Below are 19,988 nucleotides of genomic sequence, written 5' to 3' on the forward strand. Positions count from 1 at the left end.
CGTACGAAGGTGATGCAATAAGGAGAGTCGATATTTAATGGCGACCTTCACCACGTATTGGCGAAAGCGTCAACCTTTTGCGGATGAAAAGCCTGAAAGCGAGAGTTTCATGTCAGATATTGTAGCGAACCTGAACAAGGTCAAGGCGGTCATTGCCAATGCCGAAGAAGAAGCGCGCCGCGATAAGGGCTCTGTGATGCTCGTAGCCGTGTCCAAGACATTCGAGGCAGACGAAATCCGCCCGGTTCTAGATGCCGGTCAGCGCGTGTTTGGTGAGAACCGCGTGCAGGAAGCACAAGGCAAGTGGCCAGCACTTCGAGAAGCTTATTCTGGCGTCGAGCTGCACCTGATCGGTCCGCTGCAATCCAACAAAGCCGCCGATGCGGTGGCGCTGTTCGACGTTATCGAAACCGTCGACCGTGAGAAAATTGCGGTTGCTCTTTCTGCCGAGATCAAAAAGCAAGGTATAAGCCCGCAGCTTTATGTTCAGGTCAATACCGGGCTTGAAGAACAAAAGGCTGGTATTCCACCCAAAGAAGCAGTCGCCTTCGTCGAGCGTTGCCGCAACGAACACGGCCTCGCCATTGAAGGGCTGATGTGCATTCCACCTGCGGGCGAAAATCCGGGGCCGCATTTCGCTTTGCTCGAAAAGCTGGCGCGCGAAGCCAATGTCGGTAAACTCTCCATGGGCATGTCGGGCGACTTTGAGACCGCCGTTGGCTTTGGTGCAACGTCAGTGCGTGTTGGTTCGGCGATCTTTGGCGGACGAAGCTATTCGCCTTCCGCGTGAGGTGGCAGTTGCTGCCTATGTGCTCGCACCCGCTCAATGAACTTGGTATAAATCCAGGCCAAAGCAATCGCTACCACGCAGCCGAGCGCGATTTCAATCAACCGCGATAGGGCGAGCAGCAGTTCCTCGTTGCGTGTTTGAGCAAAGCGTCCCGCATCCATCACAATTACCACGGTTGCGGGCGCCAGTCGCCAATTGACTGGATATCGGTCGATCATCAGGATGACAAATACCGTTAGGGCTGCTCCGAACAAGCTCGCAACCGGCGAATATCCCACTAACCAGATGGTTATCATGCCAATGGCACATCCAACTGCGGTGTTGATCGCCCGTGCCTGCGAAAGAGCAAGCGTTGTGCGAACGTCGGGATCTGAAATGATTAGGACCGTGATCACCGCCCAAATCGGATGCTCAATCCCTGCCCATTGCAATGCAAACCAACAAATAAGACAGCCGAGCAACGTCTTTGAGGCGTAAAGCAGCGCCTTTTCTGGGTGGGAAAGATGCACAAACGCCATTTGGCCTTCCAGCAGCCTACATTGAAGCATTTCCAGCAAAAGTGCGTAGCGGTTTTGCGTCGGATAATGCGTAAAAACAAACAATGAGAGCGGTTCCAACGATTCAACCTCAACTGGAACCGCTCTCAAATCAGACCGTGGCACGCATCATAGATGAGCCGTTGTCAGTGTAAAAGAATTTCTCCTTGCACATTCTTCCAGTCGGATGGACCAAGCAACCGATGATGCGCGTAGGCGACCGAATGCAGCGGCCCGTCGATCTTTTCCTTCCAGAATTCTATGAAATGATTGAGCACCGGAAATTCCGGCGCGAGATCATAGTCCTGCCATACAAAAAGTTGCAGCAAATGCGGGTGATCAGGCAGATGATAGAAGATTTTCGCCGTCGTCAGACCATAACCGGCGAGCTGCAATTCAAAGGCCGACTTTAAAACAAAAGCGGATGTCGTCATGGCGATTTCCCCTTTTCACAGGGAGCCCGTTATAGGTGTTCAGCGGCTCCGACAGGAATTATAATCGCCAAAAATAGTTTTTAAAGTGTAAAAACAGTATGTTAGCACCAACACGACGTGAGTGCTGCCGCTCCGTTCATATTTTTGTGCTGCGTCATTGTGGACCATAGTCGATCCCAATGTCTAATTTACGTTGGACGCGACGGAATGTAGATGAGTCTGGCGATGGCTTTGCCCCGATGCGGGCTGTCGATTCTGGCGGGAGGATCGCCGGACAGTTATGGAGGAACACATGTCGGAAAAGCTTTACCCCGTTCTGCCGGGGGCAAAGAAGAACACGCTCATTGACAACGAGACCTATCTCGACTGGTACAATGAAAGCGTAACCGACCCGGATGGCTTCTGGGCCAAGCACGGCCGACGCATTGACTGGTTCAAGCCCTTTACCAAAGTCAAGAACACTGATTTCAACGGCGACGTATCGATCAAGTGGTATGAAGATGGCGTGACCAACGTCTCCTACAACTGTATCGACCGCCACCTGAAAAGCCGTGGTGACAAGGTCGCCATCATCTGGGAAGGCGACAACCCTTACATAGATAAAAAGATCACCTACCGTGAACTTTACGAAAATGTCTGCCGTCTCTCCAATGTGCTGAAAAAGCATGGCGTCAAGAAAGGCGACCGCGTCACCATCTATCTGCCGATGATCCCGGAAGCGGCTTATGCCATGCTCGCCTGTGCCCGTATTGGCGCCGTGCATTCGGTCGTCTTTGCAGGTTTCTCGCCGGAAGCGCTCGCTGGCCGTATTGTCGACTGTGAATCCACTTTCGTCATCACCGCTGATGAAGGCGTACGTGGTGGCAAGCCGGTATCGCTCAAGGAAAACACCGACACGGCTATCGACATAGCTGCCAAGCAATATGTCATGGTCAACAAGGTTCTGGTCGTTCGCCGCACCGGTGGCAAGGTCAGCTGGGGCCCTGGCCGTGATCTCTGGTATCATCAGGAAGTGGCAAGCGTAGAACCTACCTGCGAACCGGAACCCATGAATGCGGAAGACCCGCTATTCATCCTTTATACCTCCGGCTCGACAGGCAAGCCGAAGGGTGTGCTTCATACCACCGGCGGCTACCTCGTCTATGCTTCGATGACACATCAATATGTGTTCGATTATCATGACGGCGATGTCTATTGGTGTACTGCGGATGTGGGCTGGGTGACAGGCCATTCCTACATCGTCTACGGGCCGCTCGCCAATGGTGCTACCACGCTGATGTTTGAAGGTGTACCGAACTTCCCCGATCAGGGTCGTTTCTGGGAAGTCATCGACAAACACCACGTCAATATCTTCTATACCGCGCCAACCGCAATCCGCGCGCTGATGGGGGCGGGCGATGAATTTGTTACCCGTTCATCGCGCTCGACATTGCGCCTGCTTGGTTCGGTTGGCGAGCCGATCAACCCCGAAGCCTGGGAATGGTATTATAACGTCGTGGGTGATCAGCATTCACCGATTGTCGATACATGGTGGCAGACGGAAACCGGCGGTATTTTGATTACGCCGCTGCCCGGTGCAACCGACCTCAAGCCCGGTTCGGCAACGCGTCCTTTCTTCGGCGTGAAACCGCAGCTGGTTGACGGCGAAGGTGCCGTTGTTGAAGGTGCAGTCGATGGCAATCTCTGCATCATCGACTCATGGCCCGGCCAGATGCGTACGCTCTATGGCGATCACAAGCGCTTCATCGAAGCTTACTTCTCAACCTATAAAGGCAAGTATTTTACCGGTGACGGCTGCCGCCGCGATGACGACGGCTATTACTGGATTACCGGCCGCGTCGATGACGTGCTCAATATTTCCGGTCACCGTCTCGGCACGGCGGAAATCGAGTCGGCACTCGTCTCGCATCATTCCGTTTCGGAAGCTGCGGTCGTTGGCTACCCACATCCGATCAAGGGACAAGGCATCTATTGCTACGTCACTCTGATGACGGGCGCTGAAACACAAGATGCCGATGCTTTGCGCAAAGAGCTGGTCAGCCACGTGCGCAAGGAAATCGGGCCAATTGCGACACCAGACAAGATTCAGTTCTCGCCCGGCCTGCCGAAAACCCGGTCAGGCAAGATCATGCGCCGTATTCTGCGCAAGATCGCAGAGGACGAATTCGGCTCACTGGGCGATACCTCGACCCTCGCCGACCCGGGCGTCGTGGACGATCTGATCGAAAATCGCCAGAACAAGAAGTAACAAAAAGGCCGGGATTTCCCGGCCTTTTTAATATCGCTACACCCCTCATCCTGAGGAAGCGCGAAGCGCTGTCTCGAAGGATCAGGAAATCATATCCCTCGCCCATCGACACGGTGCTATCGCACCGGCTCAGGGTGAGGGTAACTGCGGGCCGCAAATGCGGAAGTATCGCAATTTAAAAATCTATTGTCCGCCCCTTGATCTCCCAGTCGCCAAAACGAGCGGGATCTTTGCCGCCCCGTCCGCCAATCTCACGCGGTAACTTTTCGACATTTTCGCTCGCGCGACGTGCTTCAGCTTCTTTGAGCGCGCGCTGTGCTGCAGCTGGCAGATCGTCCAGCTTACGCGGAGCTACATTGTCATTGATGTCGGTTTCGTTGAATTTATCGGTCATCCGCAGCAAATCCATTATTGAAGCCCCATTATTGAAGCTGGGGCCGTTCATACCCATCATATAGGTAAATCTGGCGGGTAAGCAAAACCCTGTTTGAGATAAACTTTCGCTGAACTGGAGACCCCTACGCATGAATATGACGAAAACTGCCATGCTGATCGCTCTCATGACAGTCATGTTTATGAGCATCGGTTACTTATTGGGCGGCGGCGGCGGCATGATGATCGCATTGGTAATCGCGGTTGCCATGAACATGTTTGGCTATTGGAATTCCGACAAGATGGTACTGCGCATGTATAATGCGCAGGAAGTCGATGAGCGCTCGGCACCCGACTTCTACCGCATGGTCAGTGGCCTTGCCGCCAATGCAGGTCTACCGATGCCAAAAGTCTATATCATCAATGAGGATCAGCCCAACGCGTTTGCCACGGGCCGTAATCCGGAAAATGCAGCGGTCGCAGCCACAACTGGCCTTCTTCAGCGCCTGACACCGGAAGAAGTCGCAGGCGTCATGGCACATGAACTAGCCCATGTTCAAAACCGCGATACCCTGACCATGACAATCGTCGCCACCCTCGCGGGTGCAATCTCCATGCTTGGTAATTTCGCTTTCTTCCTAGGTGGTAACCGCGAAAACGGCAATGGCATCATGGGCGTGATCGGCACGATCCTTGCGATGATCGTTGCGCCATTTGCCGCTATGATTGTGCAGATGGCCGTAAGCCGTACCCGCGAATATGCCGCTGACCGGCGCGGTGCAGAAATCTGTGGCAATCCACTTTGGCTTTCCTCGGCGCTCGGCAAGATTGCGCGTGGCGCAAAAACCGTGGTGAATGAGGAAGCCGAGCATAACCCGGCGACAGCCCATATGTTCATCATCAATCCACTGAGCGGACGTGGTGCGGACAATCTGTTCTCGACGCATCCGGACACAGACAACCGCATCTCAGCACTCGAACAAATGGCTGCCGAAATGGGTATTCGTTCGGCTGGAATGGCGCAACGCACCTCGACGCCATCACAAAGCAGTGGCCCATGGGGACAAAGTAGTGGTAATGCAGGCGATAACAACAGTGGCGGTTCCGGCTATCGGGGCCCTTGGTCGTAAAAGCGCGTCCCGAAAGCAGGATGTGCGTTAGATAAAGTAGAACAGCGTGAACGATAAGAAACCTGCGCCAAAGCGTGGAAATAACAAGCCGCAGACACACAATTACGCCGCAGACCGCGCCGAACAACGGCCGGGCCTTGCGGCGCGTTTGTGCGCGGCACGCCTGCTTGGTGCGGTGATCGAAAAGAACACATCGCTCGACGGCCTCACTGATAACAGCCATGGCCATCCGCAATATCTGGCGCTGGAACCGCGCGACCGCTCGCTGGTTCGCGCCATTCTCGGTTCGGCTCTGCGTAATCGCGGCAGCATTGAACGCGCAATCAACAAGCGCCTCGACCGTCCATTGCCGGAAAATGCACATGCGCTCAAACATTTGCTGCATGTGGCCATCGCGCAGATTTTCTACCTCAACCTGCCCGATCATTCGGCAGTCGATCTCGCGGTCGAAGCGGCCAATGCCGATCCGCGCAATCGCAAATATGCAGGTCTGGTAAACGCTCTTCTGCGCCGTCTATCGCGCAACAAAGAGCGGGCACTCGAACACACATTGCAGCCTGAAAAAAATGTGCCGGAATGGTTTTCAAAGAGCCTTACCGATTCCTATGGCCCGAAAAAAGCCGAAGCCATTTTGACCATGCATGGTTATGAGCCGCCAATCGATTTCACCGTGAAAGGTGATCCGAAGGAATGGGCTGAAAAGCTCGGCGGCGTAGCCTTGCCTAACGGTTCTGTGCGTCTTGAGACAGTCGAGGGCAACCTCACCGACCTGCCCGGTTTTGCCGAGGGTGACTGGTGGGTGCAGGATGCCGCCGCAAGCCTACCTGCGCGCCTGATGGGCGACATTAAAGGCAAGCGCGTGGCTGATCTTTGTGCAGCCCCAGGTGGAAAGACTGCACAGCTTGTGATTCAGGGCGCTGATGTGACAGCCCTTGATATGTCCGAAAACCGCCTCAAGCGGCTTGAAGGCAATTTGGAACGTCTGAGCCTTAAAGCCCGCACGGTTTCAAGCAATATGATGGACTTTAAGCCAGATGCATTGTTCGATGCCGTGCTGCTCGATGCGCCCTGCTCATCCACTGGAACTGTCCGCCGTCACCCGGATGTGCCGTGGACCAAGACACCGCAGGATATCAAGAAGCTTGCGACCCTTCAGGCCAAAATGCTTGATCAGGCCATCACGCTTGTGAAACCCGGTGGCACAGTGCTGTTCTCCAATTGCTCGCTACATCCGCAGGAAGGCGAGGACTTGGCCCGCAATGCACTCAAAAACCCGGTCATTGAAGCCTATCCGATCACCCTCGAAGATTGCCCCGGCCTTGAAAGCTTGATCACCAAAGAAGGCTTCCTGCGCTCAACACCTGCCGATTTGCCCGCCGAACACTTCGGTGGAAATCCGCATATGGCCGGAATGGATGGCTTCTTTGCCGCGCGTTTCAAGCGCAAGGCCTGATCACGCGGCTTTAGACCATCAAAATCGATGAAATTGCCATAGCGGGTGCTCTGCGTCCGTTATGGTTAACACTCGGTTCACCATTATATACGATTCTATTAATGCATGATTCCGCGATGCAGAAACAGCATTCGAATGAATCATGCCATGAAAGGGCGGACCTGCCTTATCGGGTCCAGTGAGAATGAACTTTAATACGGAGAACGAGAGGGTGGCAGTCGCGTTGAGCGAAACCCCGCATCTTTGGGGACTGGCTGTTGCACAGGCTTGGCGCAGGTTCAGCCGTCGCCTGCGCATGGGCCCGCTTTATCGCTGGCGTTTCACCGGCTTCACGCCGGAACGCATCCTCATCGCCCCGCCCGATCTTCGCGTCGCTGACCCCCAGCTCGCGCAGGAATTCTATCACGGCCGCTTTGCGCTTGCCGGTCGCCTTGTCGAAACGGGCGGGCTTTCGCCTTTTGCCGTTGAGCCACCAACGCCTGAATGGGAGGCGGCACTCCACAGCTTCAGCTGGCTGCGTCACCTCAAAAGCGCCAACAGCGAGCTTGCCACTGCCAATGCACGTGCTTTGCTCGATGACTGGATGCGCCTTTATGGAAGACGCATTGGCGGACTGGCATGGTCACCGGAAGTCACAGCGCAACGCATCATCGCATGGCTGCAGCATTCCAATCTGATTCTTTCGGGCGCTGAACTGCCCGCTTACCGCAAATTCATGCGCTCTCTCGCCATGCAGGTGCGCTATCTGCGCACGGTGGCTTCGGCCATGGATGACGGCGAAGAACGCCTTCGCGCCCGCATCGCACTGGCTTTTGCAGCCCTCGCGCTCCCGGTTTCACCACCGACTGCGCGTGCGGCACGCCGCAATCTCGAATATGAACTGAAGCGCCAGATCCTGCCTGACGGCGGCCATGTTTCGCGCAACCCTTTGACTATTCTCGAACTGCTGGCTGACCTTCTGCCGCTGCGCCAGACCTACGCCAATGGCACGGAATCACCGCCCAAAGCATTGATCGAAGCCGTCGAGCGTATGTTGCCAGCACTTCGTTTCTTCCGTCATCAGGACGGCAGCCTTGCACTGTTCAACGGCGTCGGCCCGACCATGTCGGAACGCATCATCTCGGTTCTGCGCCATGATGAAACCGCAGGCTCACCGTTGACCCATGCGCCCTATTCCGGTTATGAACGCCTGTCGATGGGTTCCACCACGATCATTGCAGATACGGGTTTGCCGCCACCGGTTACCTCTTCGCGCGATGCCCATGCAGGCTGTCTCGCCTTTGAAATGTCCTCCGGACGTCAGCGCTATATCGTCAATTCCGGCGTCGACCGCTTTGGTCCACCGGAATTTCGTCCATTGGGACGCTCGACCGCCGCACACTCGACCGCAACCATCAACGACACATCATCCTGCCGTTTCAGCTTGAATGCAGGCCTTTCCAACATGATCGGCACACCGATCATTGCGGGACCGACCAAAGTGCAGCGTGATCGTGTGGAAGACATGGGCCGACAAGGGTTTATGGCAAGCCATGACGGTTATGTTCGGCTTTTTGGAATTTTCCACGAGCGCCGCGCAGTGCTCTCGCACAATGGCAGTGTCATTCAGGGTGCCGACCGTTTCTATCGTGGCGATGCCAAGGCTTTGAAAGCCAACGGGCGCGATAACATCGCCGTGCGTTTTCATATCCACCCTTCTGTCGATATCTCATTTGATGAAAATGGTCTGATTATCTTGAGTGCGCCCCATGACGACACATGGGCTTTTTCCTGCTTCGAAGTGGCGCCACAGCTGGAAGACAGTATCTTCTTCGCCGGCTTCCGCGGGCCTGTGACATCAAAGCAAATTGTGTTGTCCTTCCCGGCCTCTGACCTGCCGGAAGTGAACTGGCAATTCAGCCGTGTCGCCATCGGAAGCTATGCTTAACTGGCTTCACGCCCCCACGGATTTATGAACAATCTCTTGCACTCCCCGGCCTTCGAGAGTCGACAAGAGATTGGCTTAAGCACAGAAACCCACATCTCTGCAGTTTTCGGGTGTTTTGAGGTATGATTCGTTCCTCTCCTGTGCTAACTCGCAGCCGTCCACCCTTCCTGAACGCTTATGTTTCAGCAACGAAGAGACCAACTCCCTATGGCTGTCAGCTCCAAGCATATTCCCGCTCCCGATCTTCATCGGGTGCGCCGCGCCCTCCTTTCCGTGTCCGACAAGACCGGCCTCATTGATTTCGCCAAAGCACTTCACGCAAACGGCGTTGAAATCCTTTCGACAGGCGGCACCGCCAAGTCGATTGCCGCAGAAGGCATTCCTGTAAAGGACGTTTCGGAAGTCACCGGCTTTCCGGAAATCATGGATGGACGCGTGAAGACGCTGCACCCATCAGTGCACGGCGGCCTGCTTGCAGTGCGCAACGATCCTGAACATATCGCAGCCATGGAAGCACACGGCATTGGCGGTATCGATCTTGCCGTCATCAATCTTTATCCGTTTGAAGAAGTCCGCTTCAAGGGCGGCGACTACGACACTACTGTTGAAAATATCGACATTGGTGGGCCGGCCATGATCCGCGCTTCGGCAAAGAACCATGCCTATGTGGCAACCGTTGTCGATCCGGCTGACTATGCGGACGTTGTAGCCGAGCTCGAAAAGAACGAAGGATCGCTCCCGATTTCTTTCCGTAAAAAGCTCGCAGCCAAGGCATTCTCGCGCACTGCCGCTTATGATGCAGCCATTTCCAACTGGTTTGCCGAAGCAATCAATGAAGAGACTCCGACCCACCGTTCGGTTGCTGGCAAGCTGCACTCTGTCATGCGCTATGGTGAAAACCCACATCAGACTGCTGGCTTTTACCTGACCGGCGAACAGCGCCCTGGTGTTGCCACAGCAACCCAGCTTCAGGGCAAGCAGCTTTCCTATAACAACATCAATGACACCGATGCGGCTTTCGAACTCGTTGCCGAGTTTGACCCGGCCCGCACCGCAGCCGTTGCCATCATCAAGCACGCCAATCCTTGCGGCGTGGCAGAAGCTGCAACCATCACCGAAGCCTATCTCAAGGCACTGGCCTGCGATCCGGTTTCAGCCTTCGGCGGTATTGTTGCGCTTAATAAAACACTTGATGAGGCTGCAGCCGAAGAAATCGTCAAGATTTTCACCGAAGTCATCATCGCACCAGACGCGACCGAAGGCGCACAGGCTATCGTTGCGGCCAAGAAGAACCTGCGTCTTCTGGTAACAGGTGGACTGCCTGACCCGCGCGCCAAAGGCATTGCGGCCAAGACAGTTGCTGGCGGCCTGCTGGTTCAGTCGCGCGACAATGGCGTCGTTGACGATCTTGATCTGAAAGTCGTGACCAAGCGCTCCCCAAGCGAAGCCGAACTCAACGACATGAAGTTTGCTTTCCGCGTTGGCAAGCACGTGAAGTCGAACGCTATCGTTTACGTTAAGAACGGCGCAACGGTCGGCATCGGCGCAGGCCAGATGAGCCGTGTAGATTCAGCTCGTATCGCTGCCCGCAAGGCTGAAGATGCAGCCGAAGCAGCTGGTCTTGCAGAGCCGCTGACCAAGGGCTGTGTTGTCGCTTCCGACGCGTTCTTCCCGTTTGCCGATGGTCTGCTGTCTGCTGTCCAGGCAGGCGCCACGGCGGTTATCCAGCCGGGTGGCTCGATGCGTGACGATGAAGTCATTGCTGCGGCTGACGAACATGGCATTGCCATGGTGATGACCGGTATGCGTCACTTCCGTCACTAATACAGCAATCTATATTGAACGCAAAAGCCCCGGCAACACTATGTTGCCGGGGCTTTTTCTTTGAGTTCTTGGTAAGCTGGGTACATTTTCGCAAACGAAAGTGCACCCTATTAATTAGCCTGCAAATCTTATCAAAGAGGCGGGATAATCGCTCTAAAATACCCCTATTGCTTTCGTTTGATATTCATATTATTTCGATTAAGTTCATTTAACGTATAAATGAAATAAGGGATGTCAGTAAAAAAGCATTGGGAGTGCTGCAATACGGGCCTGAATTATGTTGAAGTGGCCACCTGCTCAAAAAGAGCACAGTGGCTTTTGGAGAGACGCATATATTCATTCGAAATTAGCGAAAATGGGTTGCAACGGACATACATATTCGCATCCTGACAAGATCTCTGCCATTCGAGCGGGAGGAGCATAGTAAATGACACAGTTCGTCGGTTCCATCGATCAGGGAACCACCAGTTCACGTTTTATCATTTTTGACCGGAACGGCGACATTATCGCCATGGACCAGCGAGAACACGAGCAGATTTACCCGAAGGCTGGCTGGGTGGAACACAGCGCCAATGAAATCTGGCGCAACACGCAGCATGTCATCGCCGCGACCTTGAAGAAAGCCAACCTCAAAGCTTCCGATATCGCATCGGTCGGCATCACCAACCAGCGCGAAACCACGCTTTTGTGGGACAGGAAAACCGGCACACCACTTTACAACGCCATTGTCTGGATGGACACACGCACGGACGAGCTGGTCGATCATTTTGCGAAAGATGGCGGCGCAGATCGTCTCCGCGATAAGACCGGACTGCCGATCTCGACTTATTTCTCAGGCCTTAAACTGCGCTGGATACTCGATAATGTTCCCGGTGTGCGCGAGAAGGCAGAAGCAGGCGATGCGCTGTTCGGCACGATGGATAGCTGGCTTGTCTGGAACCTCACCGGCGGCACAAAAGGCGGCATTCACATCACCGACGTAACCAATGCGTCACGCACGCAGTTGATGGACTTGTCTACGCTCGAATGGGACGAGGAACTCCTGCGGATATTCGATATTCCCGCAGCTTGCCTGCCGGAAATTCGTTCTTCCAGTGAAATCTATGGCGAGATTACCCTACCCGCGCTTGTCAATGTCAAGCTTGCAGGCATTCTAGGCGATCAGCAGGCAGCCCTTTTCGGTCAGGCCTGCCTTGAGCCAGGCGAAGCCAAGAACACCTATGGCACCGGCTGCTTCATGCTGATGAATACCGGCGAGAAACTGGTTCCATCCACCTACGGGCTTCTAACGACTATTGCCTATCAGCTTGGTGACCAAAAGCCGGTCTATGCGCTGGAAGGCTCCATCGCGATCACCGGCGCACTGGTGCAATGGATGCGTGATAATCTCGGCATCATCAAAACCAGTGGCGACATTGAAACACTGGCGCGCACCGTCGAAGACAATGGCGATGTCTATTTTGTTCCTGCCTTCTCCGGCCTTTACGCACCGCGCTGGGAAGATTCCGCGCGTGGCATCATTGCCGGTCTGACCCGCTTTGCAAACAAGGGCCATATTGCCCGCGCAGCACTCGAAGCAAGCTGCTATCAAGTCCGCGAAGTGCTGGAAGCCATGGTGAAGGACTCTGGTGTCGAAATCACCGAATTACGCGCCGATGGCGGCATGACCATCAACGAGCTTCTCATGCAGTTCCAGTCCGACATCCTGAATGTACCTGTCGTGCGTCCCAAGATCATCGAAACCACAGCACTTGGAGCAGCCTATGCGGCTGGTCTTGCCGTTGGCTACTGGAGATCGACAAACGACATTATCGAAAACTGGCAAGTCGGTCAGCGCTGGCATCCCAAGATGACATCAAAGGAACGAACCCGCCTGTTCACCTCGTGGGAAAAGGCCGTTCAGCGCTCGCTCAACTGGGTCGATTGAGGTTTATGAAACCGGCCGGATCAATCGGCCGTCGCATGATAGCAAAATATATTTTTAGACAGCCGGTGAGCGTTGCTGCCCACCGGACAGCTTTTCAGCATCAAATTATTCTCGGAGCAGATAATGAGTCATGGCTTTATCGGAGAGTTTCTCGGCACAATGGTGCTTATCCTGCTGGGCGACGGCGTCGTCGCCAATGTGCTTCTCGCTAAATCCAAAGGTCAGAACTCTGGCTGGATTGTGATTACGGCAGGCTGGGGCTTTGCTGTTCTGTGTGGTGTCATGGTTGCGGTTTCAGCAGGTGCCGCAGGCCATCTCAATCCCGCTGTAACATTGGCCTTATATGCTGCAGGTACGTTTCCCGCTGTTGATGTACTGCCTTACATAGCCGCACAAATGCTTGGTGCATTCGCAGGAGCGGTACTCGTTTATCTTGCCTATTTACCCCATTGGAAACCCACTGAAGACAAGGGTATCAAGCTTGCTGTTTTCAGCACAGGCCCGGCCATCCGCAACATCCCGGCCAATTTCATCACTGAAATCATAGGCAGCTTCGTGCTTGTATTCGTGGTCATTGCCATTGGTACAAAGGCTGTTGGTGCAACAGGCGTACTGGGTCCGCTGATGGTTGGCCTGCTTGTCTGGGCGCTTGGCGTTTCGCTGGGCGGCCCCACCGGCTATGCAATTAATCCAGCGCGCGACCTCGGGCCACGCATTGCGCATGCTCTCTTGCCCATTCCGGGTAAAGGCGGTTCGGATTGGTCCTATGCCTGGGTGCCCGTTGCAGCACCCGTAGTTGGCGGGCTTGTCGCCATTGCCTGTGCCAAAGCCGCAGGCATGATGTGAGCGTTTAAAAGCAGCGCGCTTGGCGCGCTGCGTTCCTTATCTGTCCGCAGGATATGGGGTTCTCGCAGTCAGCACCAAACCAACGGCAAAAAACAATACCAATACCGACATACCCAATGGCGCTGAATGCGTGAGTGCCGTAACACTTGCCACCAGGAACGGGCCGAGGAAGCTTGTCGCTCTTCCGGCCAACGCATAGATGCCAAAATATCGACCCGACTCTTCCGGCTTGATACTGCGTGCGAACCACGAGCGGGACGACGCCTGCACTGGGCCAAAGGCTGCCCCCATCATGATGCCGTAAATCAGATAGGCATGCTCGGCAGCGGTCGCGAACAATCCCTGAGCGGCCGTATACTCCAGTGCCACCATGCCAAACAGCATGTAATCCTTTCCAGTCGAAACAATGCCGATGGAAGCGAGAAACAGCAATACGAGTGAAATCATCGCGATCACTTTGGAGCCAAAACGCGCATCCATGCGGCTCGCAACAAGGCAACTGAAAATCGCCATGACATTGGTTATCATGCCGAAAAGACCGATCTCCGTGATCGACCAATGGAACATTGACGCGGCATAGCCTGCACCTAAGGCAATGATGGCATTGACGCCATCCTGATAAATCATGCGGGCAATCAGAAACCGTGCAACGCCTGGACGCCTGCGTACTTCGCCCAATGTCGCCTTTAACTCCGACAGACCTTTGCCGAGTGCCTGTCGCAGAGGCTTTCCACGCGCCTGATCGGGTGTGAACAAAAACATCGGCAGAACGAAAATCAGATACCAGATGGCGGAAATCGGCCCCGTGATACGGGCATCTTCTCCCTGGACCGGGTCCAACCCAAAGAGGGGTTTCATACCGATGATCGTTTTGCCGGTTTCAGGTGAAGCCGCAAGACAAAAGACGACGAAGATCAAAACAATCATGCCGCCCAGATAACCAAGTCCCCAAGCGAGATTGGAAACTCTGCCTATATCCTCACGCGGCACAAGACGTGGCATCATGGAATCGTTGAAGACAATAGAAAATTCCGCAGAAACCATCGCTATGCTGAAGGCAAGCAATACCCAGAACAGATTGGCTCCGGGTACTGCAAACCAAAGCGTCATCAGACTGACGATCTTGAGAACCGCAAAGAACGCGATCCAAGGCTTTCGCGCACCGGTCTGGTCGGCAATAGAACCCAGAATGGGTGATAGAATTGCGATGGCAAAGCCTGCCGCAGCAAAGCCATAGCCCCAGGCAATCTGCCCCGCCTCAGGCGTTTCAGCCATGCGTGAAATGAAATAAGGGCCGAAGATAAAAGTGATGACAACTGTAAAAAAGGGCTGTGCCGCCCAGTCGAAAAATATCCAGCCCCATACGCCGCGTCGAGAAGCATAGCCTCTCGCGCTCACAGATTGATCGCTCAATGAATTGCTCCTTGCCCCCGATGCTTGAAGCTGCTCCTTCATAATTAAGCTGGACCTTATACTGCGCTGCTAAAGCCCACAATAAACAAAAAGGGGCGACCGAAGCCGCCCCTTTAACCCAGAGTTGTCGTGCCTTACTGAGTTAAATCAGACATAAGCCCCGCAGCAACGGCCAGCCGAGACACGGTCAGATCACCGCCCTCGGTCAAAGCGACCATACGGTTCTTGACCTGATCGATGCGTGCTGCATCTTCAGCGAACCATGTTGCCGCCGGATCCTTATCCTTCCCGTGCTTCTTGAGCGCTGCAATCGTGATACCACGTGCCGCTTGCGTGATCGTATCGCTCGCACGCGACAATGCCAGACCGTCATAATAATCTGTGACGGGGATGGTACGTGCCGCTTCCTCGATACGACCGATGCGGAAGGCTTCCGATACACCAAAATAGGTCTTGGCGGTCGCCACCAGATCAGCAGACGCAAGATGCGCAATCAAAGCAATATCTGGCATGATGCCTGCAAGCTGCAGATTGGCCAGACGCTGAGCAAGCTTCTCAGGCGCGCCCTTCTCGACGAAGGCTGCCTTGTCTGCCTGTACGGCCTCGATGAGGTAGTCTGGCATCAGGCCATCGAAGCGTGGCTCAAGAGCTGCACGTGCCGTCGTGATCGTGTTCACTAGTTCTGTGAGATTGGCTCGCGTTGTATCGTTGCGGAGCACCCAAGCGGTGGTCGACAGCAGCATTTCACCAACCAGATGATAGAACTGGTTCTGCACATCGCCCGTCACCTTGTTATCAAGCGCATCGATGGCATCATAAATCGCATTGATCTCGAAGCCATCACGCACTGCCACATAAGCCCGCACGATATCGGCAGCCGACTTGCCCGTCGTATCAGCCAGACGGCTGATGAAGGTGATGCCCCCACGATTGATGACATCATTAGCCAGCAAAGTAGCAACAATTTCCCGCTTCAGACGGTGGTTGGAAATTTCCTCGGCATAGTTTTTGACCATGCGCTTGGGGAAATAACCGAACAGCAGCTGATCAAAATAAGGCTCGTCCGGAAGCCTGCTTGCTACCAGATCATCCGATAACGACAGTTTGGCATAGGCAAGCAACACAGCAAGTTCTGGACGTGTCAGCGGTTGACCAGATTTCTGGCGTTCATTCAGAAGCGCATCCGAAGGCAGATACTCAACCTTGCGGTCAAGCAGCTTTCGGGTTTCCAGCTCGGCCATGAAGCGTGCCTGATAAGGCAGCTCTGTAAGGCCCTGACGTTCGCTCAAGGAAAGCGCGAGCGGCTGCAGATAATTGTTACGCAGCACCAGCTCCGAAACCTCATCCGTCATGCTTACCAGCAGCTTGTCGCGTGCAGGACGCTTCAACTTACCCGAACGCATTGCCGCGGCCAGTGCGATCTTGATGTTGACCTCGACGTCCGAGCAATTCACGCCTGCTGAATTGTCGATAGCGTCGGTATTGCTGCGGCCGCCAGTAAGCGCATATTCGATACGGCCGCGCTGCGTGACGCCAAGATTTGCACCTTCGCCAATCACCCGCGCCCGCACTTCAGAACCCGTGATACGAATTGCATCATTGGCTCGGTCACCAACCTGAGCATCCGTTTCCGCCGTCGAACGGATATAGGTACCAATGCCGCCGAACCACAGAAGATCGACCTGCGCCTTCAGGATCGTCGTCATAATCTCCTGAGGTGATGCTGTGGTTTTGCTAAGGCCGATAGCTTTTGCAGCTTCTGCCGACAGGGTAATCGTCTTCTGGCTGCGACTATAGACGCCACCACCAGCCGAAAGCTTCGAACGATCATAATCCTGCCAGCTTGAACGCGGCAGATCGAACAGACGCTTGCGCTCTGCAAAACCGTCTGCAGGAACCGGATCGGGATCGATGAAGATGTCGCGATGATCAAATGCGGCAACAAGCCTGATCTGCTCCGACAACAACATACCATTACCGAACACGTCGCCCGACATATCGCCCACACCCGCAACCGTGAACGGCTCGGTCTGAATATCCTTGTCGAACTCACGGAAATGCCGCTTCACGGCTTCCCATGCTCCACGCGCGGTAATCGCCATGCCCTTGTGGTCGTAACCGGCAGAGCCGCCCGATGCGAAAGCATCGTCCAGCCAGAAATCGTGCGCCTGACTGATCGCGTTAGCTGTATCCGAGAAGGTAGCTGTGCCTTTGTCGGCAGCAACAACGAAATAAGGATCGTCATTGTCATGACGCACGACTTCCGCAGGCGGCACAACATCATTGTCATGGATGTTATCGGTGACCGACAGAAGCGTGGAGATGAAAACCTTATAGGCATCACGACCGGCTTCGAACACCGCATTGCGATCGCCGCCAACCGGCAGACGCTTCGGATAGAAGCCGCCTTTGGCACCCACTGGCACAATCACCGCATTCTTGACCTGCTGGGCCTTCACAAGGCCCAGGACTTCTGTGCGGTAATCTTGTGCTCGGTCTGACCAGCGTAGGCCACCGCGCGCAACGGCGCCAAAGCGAAGGTGAACGCCTTCCACTTCAGGACCATAAACAAAGATTTCGCGATATGGACGCGGATCAGGCAGCCCTTCCACAAGCCGTGGATTGAGCTTGAACGCAAAGGTCACGCGTGGCTTGCCTTCGCCATCCGGCTGATAGGCATTGGTACGTAACGTGGCTTCGATCAGATTACGGAAACGACGCAGTATCTGGTCGTCATCAATGCTCGGTACTCCGAGCAGTGCCGTTTCGATACCATCAACCAGCTTCTTTTCTGCAGATTCGCGACGCTTGGCCGATGGGTTAAAGCGCAAGTCAAACAGCGAATAAAGGTCGCTGGCGATTTCTGGATAGCGGTTTAATGCGGCTGCGATAAAGCCCTGCGAATAGGCGATACCTGCCTGTTGCAGATAACGGCCATAAGAGCGCAGGATCATGATCTGGCGCGCGGTCAGACGTGCTGTCTGCACCAGTGCGTTATAGCCGTCATTATCCGCCAGCCCATCCCAGACATTGCGGAACACATCTTCCAGCATCTCGCCATCGTCAGACAGATCGACCGGAGCACCATAGGCGTTCACAAGCTGCATATCATGGACATAGACCGGAGCGCTGTCTTTGCCTGCTTGCGGCAAATCAATGGTCTGCTCACTGACGACACGGAAGCCCATGTTTTCCAGAAGCGGCACCCGCTGCGACAACACAACCGGCGCACCATGATGATAAAGCTTCAGCGAAACCGCATCCGGCCCATCGGTGCGATAGCGATAGAAGTCCACGAAAAGCGGTGCCTCGGCACTGAGGCCAGCTATGCGCTCTGCGTCAATCAGGGCTTCAGGTGCAGTGAAGATTTCTCGATAAGATTGCGGGAAGCTTGCAGCTAATGCGACAGTCTTCGCATCCGCACTATCCGAGCTTTCGCGCACCGCGTCTTCCCAAGTGCGCACGATGGCACGCACTTCCGCCTCCAGTTCTTCGCGATCCACATGTGGCGTCGAGCGCTCATGACGGCGGATGACGAACTGCACACGGGTCAGGCCGTTTTGCAGAAAAACCGGATGGAATTCGAAGCTGTCACCACTGTAAATCTCGACGAGATAACGACCGATCTTCTCACGCACGACCGAGTCATAACGGTCACGCGGGATGTAGACCAGCACAGTTGCGAAGCGGCCAAAGCGATCAAGGCGCGGAACAGCACGCACACGCGGACGCTCACCCAATGCCAGGATCAGTTCGGCATTGGCCGTCAGGCTTTCCGTATCGATCTGGAAAAGCTCATCGCGTGGATACTCTTCAAGCACATTGATAAGTGCCTTGCCCGAATGGTCTTCGCGGTTAAAGCCGAGATGCTTGATAACTGCGTCGGCTTTGGAGCGAATGAAAGGAATACCCGCGACCGAGCTCGTGTAGGCAACGGAGGTGAACAGTCCGACGAGACGAAGTTCGCCGATGGCTTCACCTTTCGGACCAAAAATCTTCACGCCGACATAATCAAGATAAGACCGGCGATGGACCAGCGAAAGCGAATTTGCCTTGGTCACGATCAGCGGTTCATTGCTGTCGAGGAAGTCAGTGATTTCGCGTGGTGTCACCGTGTCGTCGTCATCCTTGCGGAGGATACGCACTTCGCTGTCGTTCAGGATACCCAGTGTTTCCTTGACAGGAACCAGTTCGCGGTTGTCACCCTTGCCCTTGAAGGTCAGCTCACGCATGCCGAGGAAGATGAAACGATCATCGCGCAGCCATTCGAGAAAGGCGATTGCTTCCGGCATTGCGGCATTACCCGTCAATTCCTGAACCCGCTTGTAATCGGCGATAGCGCCATCAAGGCGCTTCATCATCGGCTTCCAGTCGCTGACAGCGGAACGGACTTGTCCGAGCACACGCTTGATCGCGGCGGTCAGATTAGCTTTCGCCTGCTTGTCGAGTGCTGGCAGATGAATCTGCACAAGGCTTACGCGCTCAACGCCCTTGGCGGGTGCGAGCTGCGATGCTTCGCCTAGAATGGTGAGGTCGTCTTTTTCCCGCTCGATATCGAAAACCGGGTGCACGACCATAAAAATCTGGCTGACATGATCGTTCAGCTCACCCATGATTGAGTCGAGCAGGAACGGCATATTGTCGTTGACGATGGTGATGACGCTGACGGGGCGACCATGGCGTTCGATGCTGTTATCGACGCTGATAATACTCTTGCCCTTACGATAGGATTGAAGCGCCTCGTAGCCATATTGGGCAGATTTATCGAGCGCTGCAGCATCGTAGGCCGCAAGATCTTCGGGCGGAGCCCATTCGAAGAGAAGCTGCGAAAACGCGGTTAGCGCCTTTGACTTTCCTCCCTTCCTCTCCTCCTTGCTTGCCTTGGAACCTTTAATTTTGCTCGACCGATCCTGCTTTGCAGTCACGTCGGATACTCCTGTCATGATGGCAATGCGCGCCAAACTAGCAGATTGGGTATCCGTTTCGATGACAAATCGTTGAAAACAACCAAAAAATTCCGTGAAAGTCAGAAAACTCGCATCTAATCCATTTAATTTGGAACAAAACTTCGAAAACTCTCCGGGAAAT

The 19,988-nt window shown here is 54.6% G+C and carries 13 protein-coding genes; 8 read left to right on the forward strand and 5 right to left on the reverse strand.

All coding sequences use genetic code 11. The features are described 5' to 3' along the window. The first annotated feature begins 109 nt into the window (after window positions 1–109). Window positions 110–790 carry a YggS family pyridoxal phosphate-dependent enzyme gene (locus CES85_RS19540; RefSeq protein ID WP_095447980.1) on the forward strand — a complete coding sequence of 227 codons (681 nt, stop codon included), beginning with the start codon at window positions 110–112 and terminating at the stop codon, window positions 788–790. Here the strand turns inward: CES85_RS19540 and CES85_RS19545 are convergent. After that, window positions 772–1,308 (reverse strand): FUSC family protein, encoded by a 537-nt coding sequence (locus tag CES85_RS19545; RefSeq protein WP_095447981.1) that lies wholly within the window; start codon window positions 1,306–1,308, stop codon window positions 772–774. The two genes, CES85_RS19540 and CES85_RS19545, sit on opposite strands and share 19 nt — an antisense overlap. A 164-nt stretch (window positions 1,309–1,472) precedes the next feature. Then, window positions 1,473–1,760: an usg protein gene (locus CES85_RS19550; protein ID WP_095447404.1), complete on the reverse strand. Its 288-nt coding sequence runs from the start codon at window positions 1,758–1,760 to the stop codon at window positions 1,473–1,475. 292 nt (window positions 1,761–2,052) lie between these two features. Between CES85_RS19550 and acs the strand changes: the two genes are divergently transcribed. Then, window positions 2,053–4,008 carry an acetate--CoA ligase gene (gene acs, locus CES85_RS19555; protein ID WP_095447405.1) on the forward strand — a complete coding sequence of 652 codons (1,956 nt, stop codon included), beginning with the start codon at window positions 2,053–2,055 and terminating at the stop codon, window positions 4,006–4,008. A gap of 175 nt (window positions 4,009–4,183) precedes the next feature. On the opposite strand, the gene CES85_RS19560 is transcribed toward acs, so the two are convergent. Continuing rightward, complete coding sequence (locus tag CES85_RS19560; protein ID WP_095447982.1) at window positions 4,184–4,402, reverse strand: DUF1674 domain-containing protein; 219 nt, start codon at window positions 4,400–4,402, stop codon at window positions 4,184–4,186. 130 nt (window positions 4,403–4,532) lie between these two features. Between CES85_RS19560 and htpX the strand changes: the two genes are divergently transcribed. The 6 genes from htpX (at window position 4,533) to CES85_RS19590 (ending at window position 13,487) form a co-directional block, all read left to right on the forward strand. Continuing rightward, window positions 4,533–5,510, forward strand: a complete 978-nt coding sequence (gene htpX, locus CES85_RS19565; protein WP_095447406.1) for a zinc metalloprotease HtpX — start codon at window positions 4,533–4,535, stop codon at window positions 5,508–5,510. Window positions 5,511–5,556: 46 nt separating this feature from the next. Continuing rightward, window positions 5,557–6,963 carry an RsmB/NOP family class I SAM-dependent RNA methyltransferase gene (locus tag CES85_RS19570; protein ID WP_095447407.1) on the forward strand — a complete coding sequence of 469 codons (1,407 nt, stop codon included), beginning with the start codon at window positions 5,557–5,559 and terminating at the stop codon, window positions 6,961–6,963. A 184-nt stretch (window positions 6,964–7,147) separates the two neighbouring features. Continuing rightward, entirely contained in the window at window positions 7,148–8,890 is a 1,743-nt protein-coding gene (locus CES85_RS19575; RefSeq protein WP_095447408.1) for a heparinase II/III family protein, read from the forward strand. 207 nt (window positions 8,891–9,097) lie between these two features. Continuing rightward, window positions 9,098–10,714, forward strand: coding sequence for a bifunctional phosphoribosylaminoimidazolecarboxamide formyltransferase/IMP cyclohydrolase (gene purH, locus CES85_RS19580; RefSeq protein WP_095447409.1), 1,617 nt, complete (start codon window positions 9,098–9,100; stop codon window positions 10,712–10,714). 427 nt (window positions 10,715–11,141) lie between these two features. After that, complete coding sequence (glpK, locus tag CES85_RS19585; RefSeq protein WP_095447410.1) at window positions 11,142–12,641, forward strand: glycerol kinase GlpK; 1,500 nt, start codon at window positions 11,142–11,144, stop codon at window positions 12,639–12,641. A gap of 123 nt (window positions 12,642–12,764) precedes the next feature. Then, a complete protein-coding gene (locus CES85_RS19590) occupies window positions 12,765–13,487 on the forward strand; it encodes an MIP/aquaporin family protein (protein WP_095447411.1) in 723 nt (240 codons plus the stop codon). A gap of 36 nt (window positions 13,488–13,523) precedes the next feature. Here CES85_RS19590 and CES85_RS19595 read toward each other — a convergent pair whose 3' ends face one another. Continuing rightward, window positions 13,524–14,900 (reverse strand): MFS transporter, encoded by a 1,377-nt coding sequence (locus CES85_RS19595; protein ID WP_434063357.1) that lies wholly within the window; start codon window positions 14,898–14,900, stop codon window positions 13,524–13,526. A gap of 134 nt (window positions 14,901–15,034) precedes the next feature. Continuing rightward, on the reverse strand, window positions 15,035–19,825 hold the full coding sequence (locus tag CES85_RS19600; RefSeq protein ID WP_095447983.1) for an NAD-glutamate dehydrogenase: 4,791 nt from the start codon (window positions 19,823–19,825) through the stop codon (window positions 15,035–15,037). Window positions 19,826–19,988: the final 163 nt, after the last annotated feature.

It is taken from the genome of Ochrobactrum quorumnocens, from assembly GCF_002278035.1.
Lineage (GTDB): Bacteria > Pseudomonadota > Alphaproteobacteria > Rhizobiales > Rhizobiaceae > Brucella > Brucella quorumnocens.

Coding starts and splice junctions, on each gene's coding strand:
- CES85_RS19550 (WP_095447404.1), bottom strand. CDS start 1,760: ATGACGACATCCGCTTTTGTTTTAAAGTCGGCCTTTGAATTGCAGCTC.
- htpX (WP_095447406.1), top strand. CDS start 4,533: ATGAATATGACGAAAACTGCCATGCTGATCGCTCTCATGACAGTCATG.
- CES85_RS19560 (WP_095447982.1), bottom strand. CDS start 4,402: ATGACCGATAAATTCAACGAAACCGACATCAATGACAATGTAGCTCCG.
- purH (WP_095447409.1), top strand. CDS start 9,098: ATGGCTGTCAGCTCCAAGCATATTCCCGCTCCCGATCTTCATCGGGTG.
- glpK (WP_095447410.1), top strand. CDS start 11,142: ATGACACAGTTCGTCGGTTCCATCGATCAGGGAACCACCAGTTCACGT.
- CES85_RS19575 (WP_095447408.1), top strand. CDS start 7,148: ATGAACTTTAATACGGAGAACGAGAGGGTGGCAGTCGCGTTGAGCGAA.
- CES85_RS19590 (WP_095447411.1), top strand. CDS start 12,765: ATGAGTCATGGCTTTATCGGAGAGTTTCTCGGCACAATGGTGCTTATC.
- acs (WP_095447405.1), top strand. CDS start 2,053: ATGTCGGAAAAGCTTTACCCCGTTCTGCCGGGGGCAAAGAAGAACACG.
- CES85_RS19545 (WP_095447981.1), bottom strand. CDS start 1,308: ATGGCGTTTGTGCATCTTTCCCACCCAGAAAAGGCGCTGCTTTACGCC.
- CES85_RS19540 (WP_095447980.1), top strand. CDS start 110: ATGTCAGATATTGTAGCGAACCTGAACAAGGTCAAGGCGGTCATTGCC.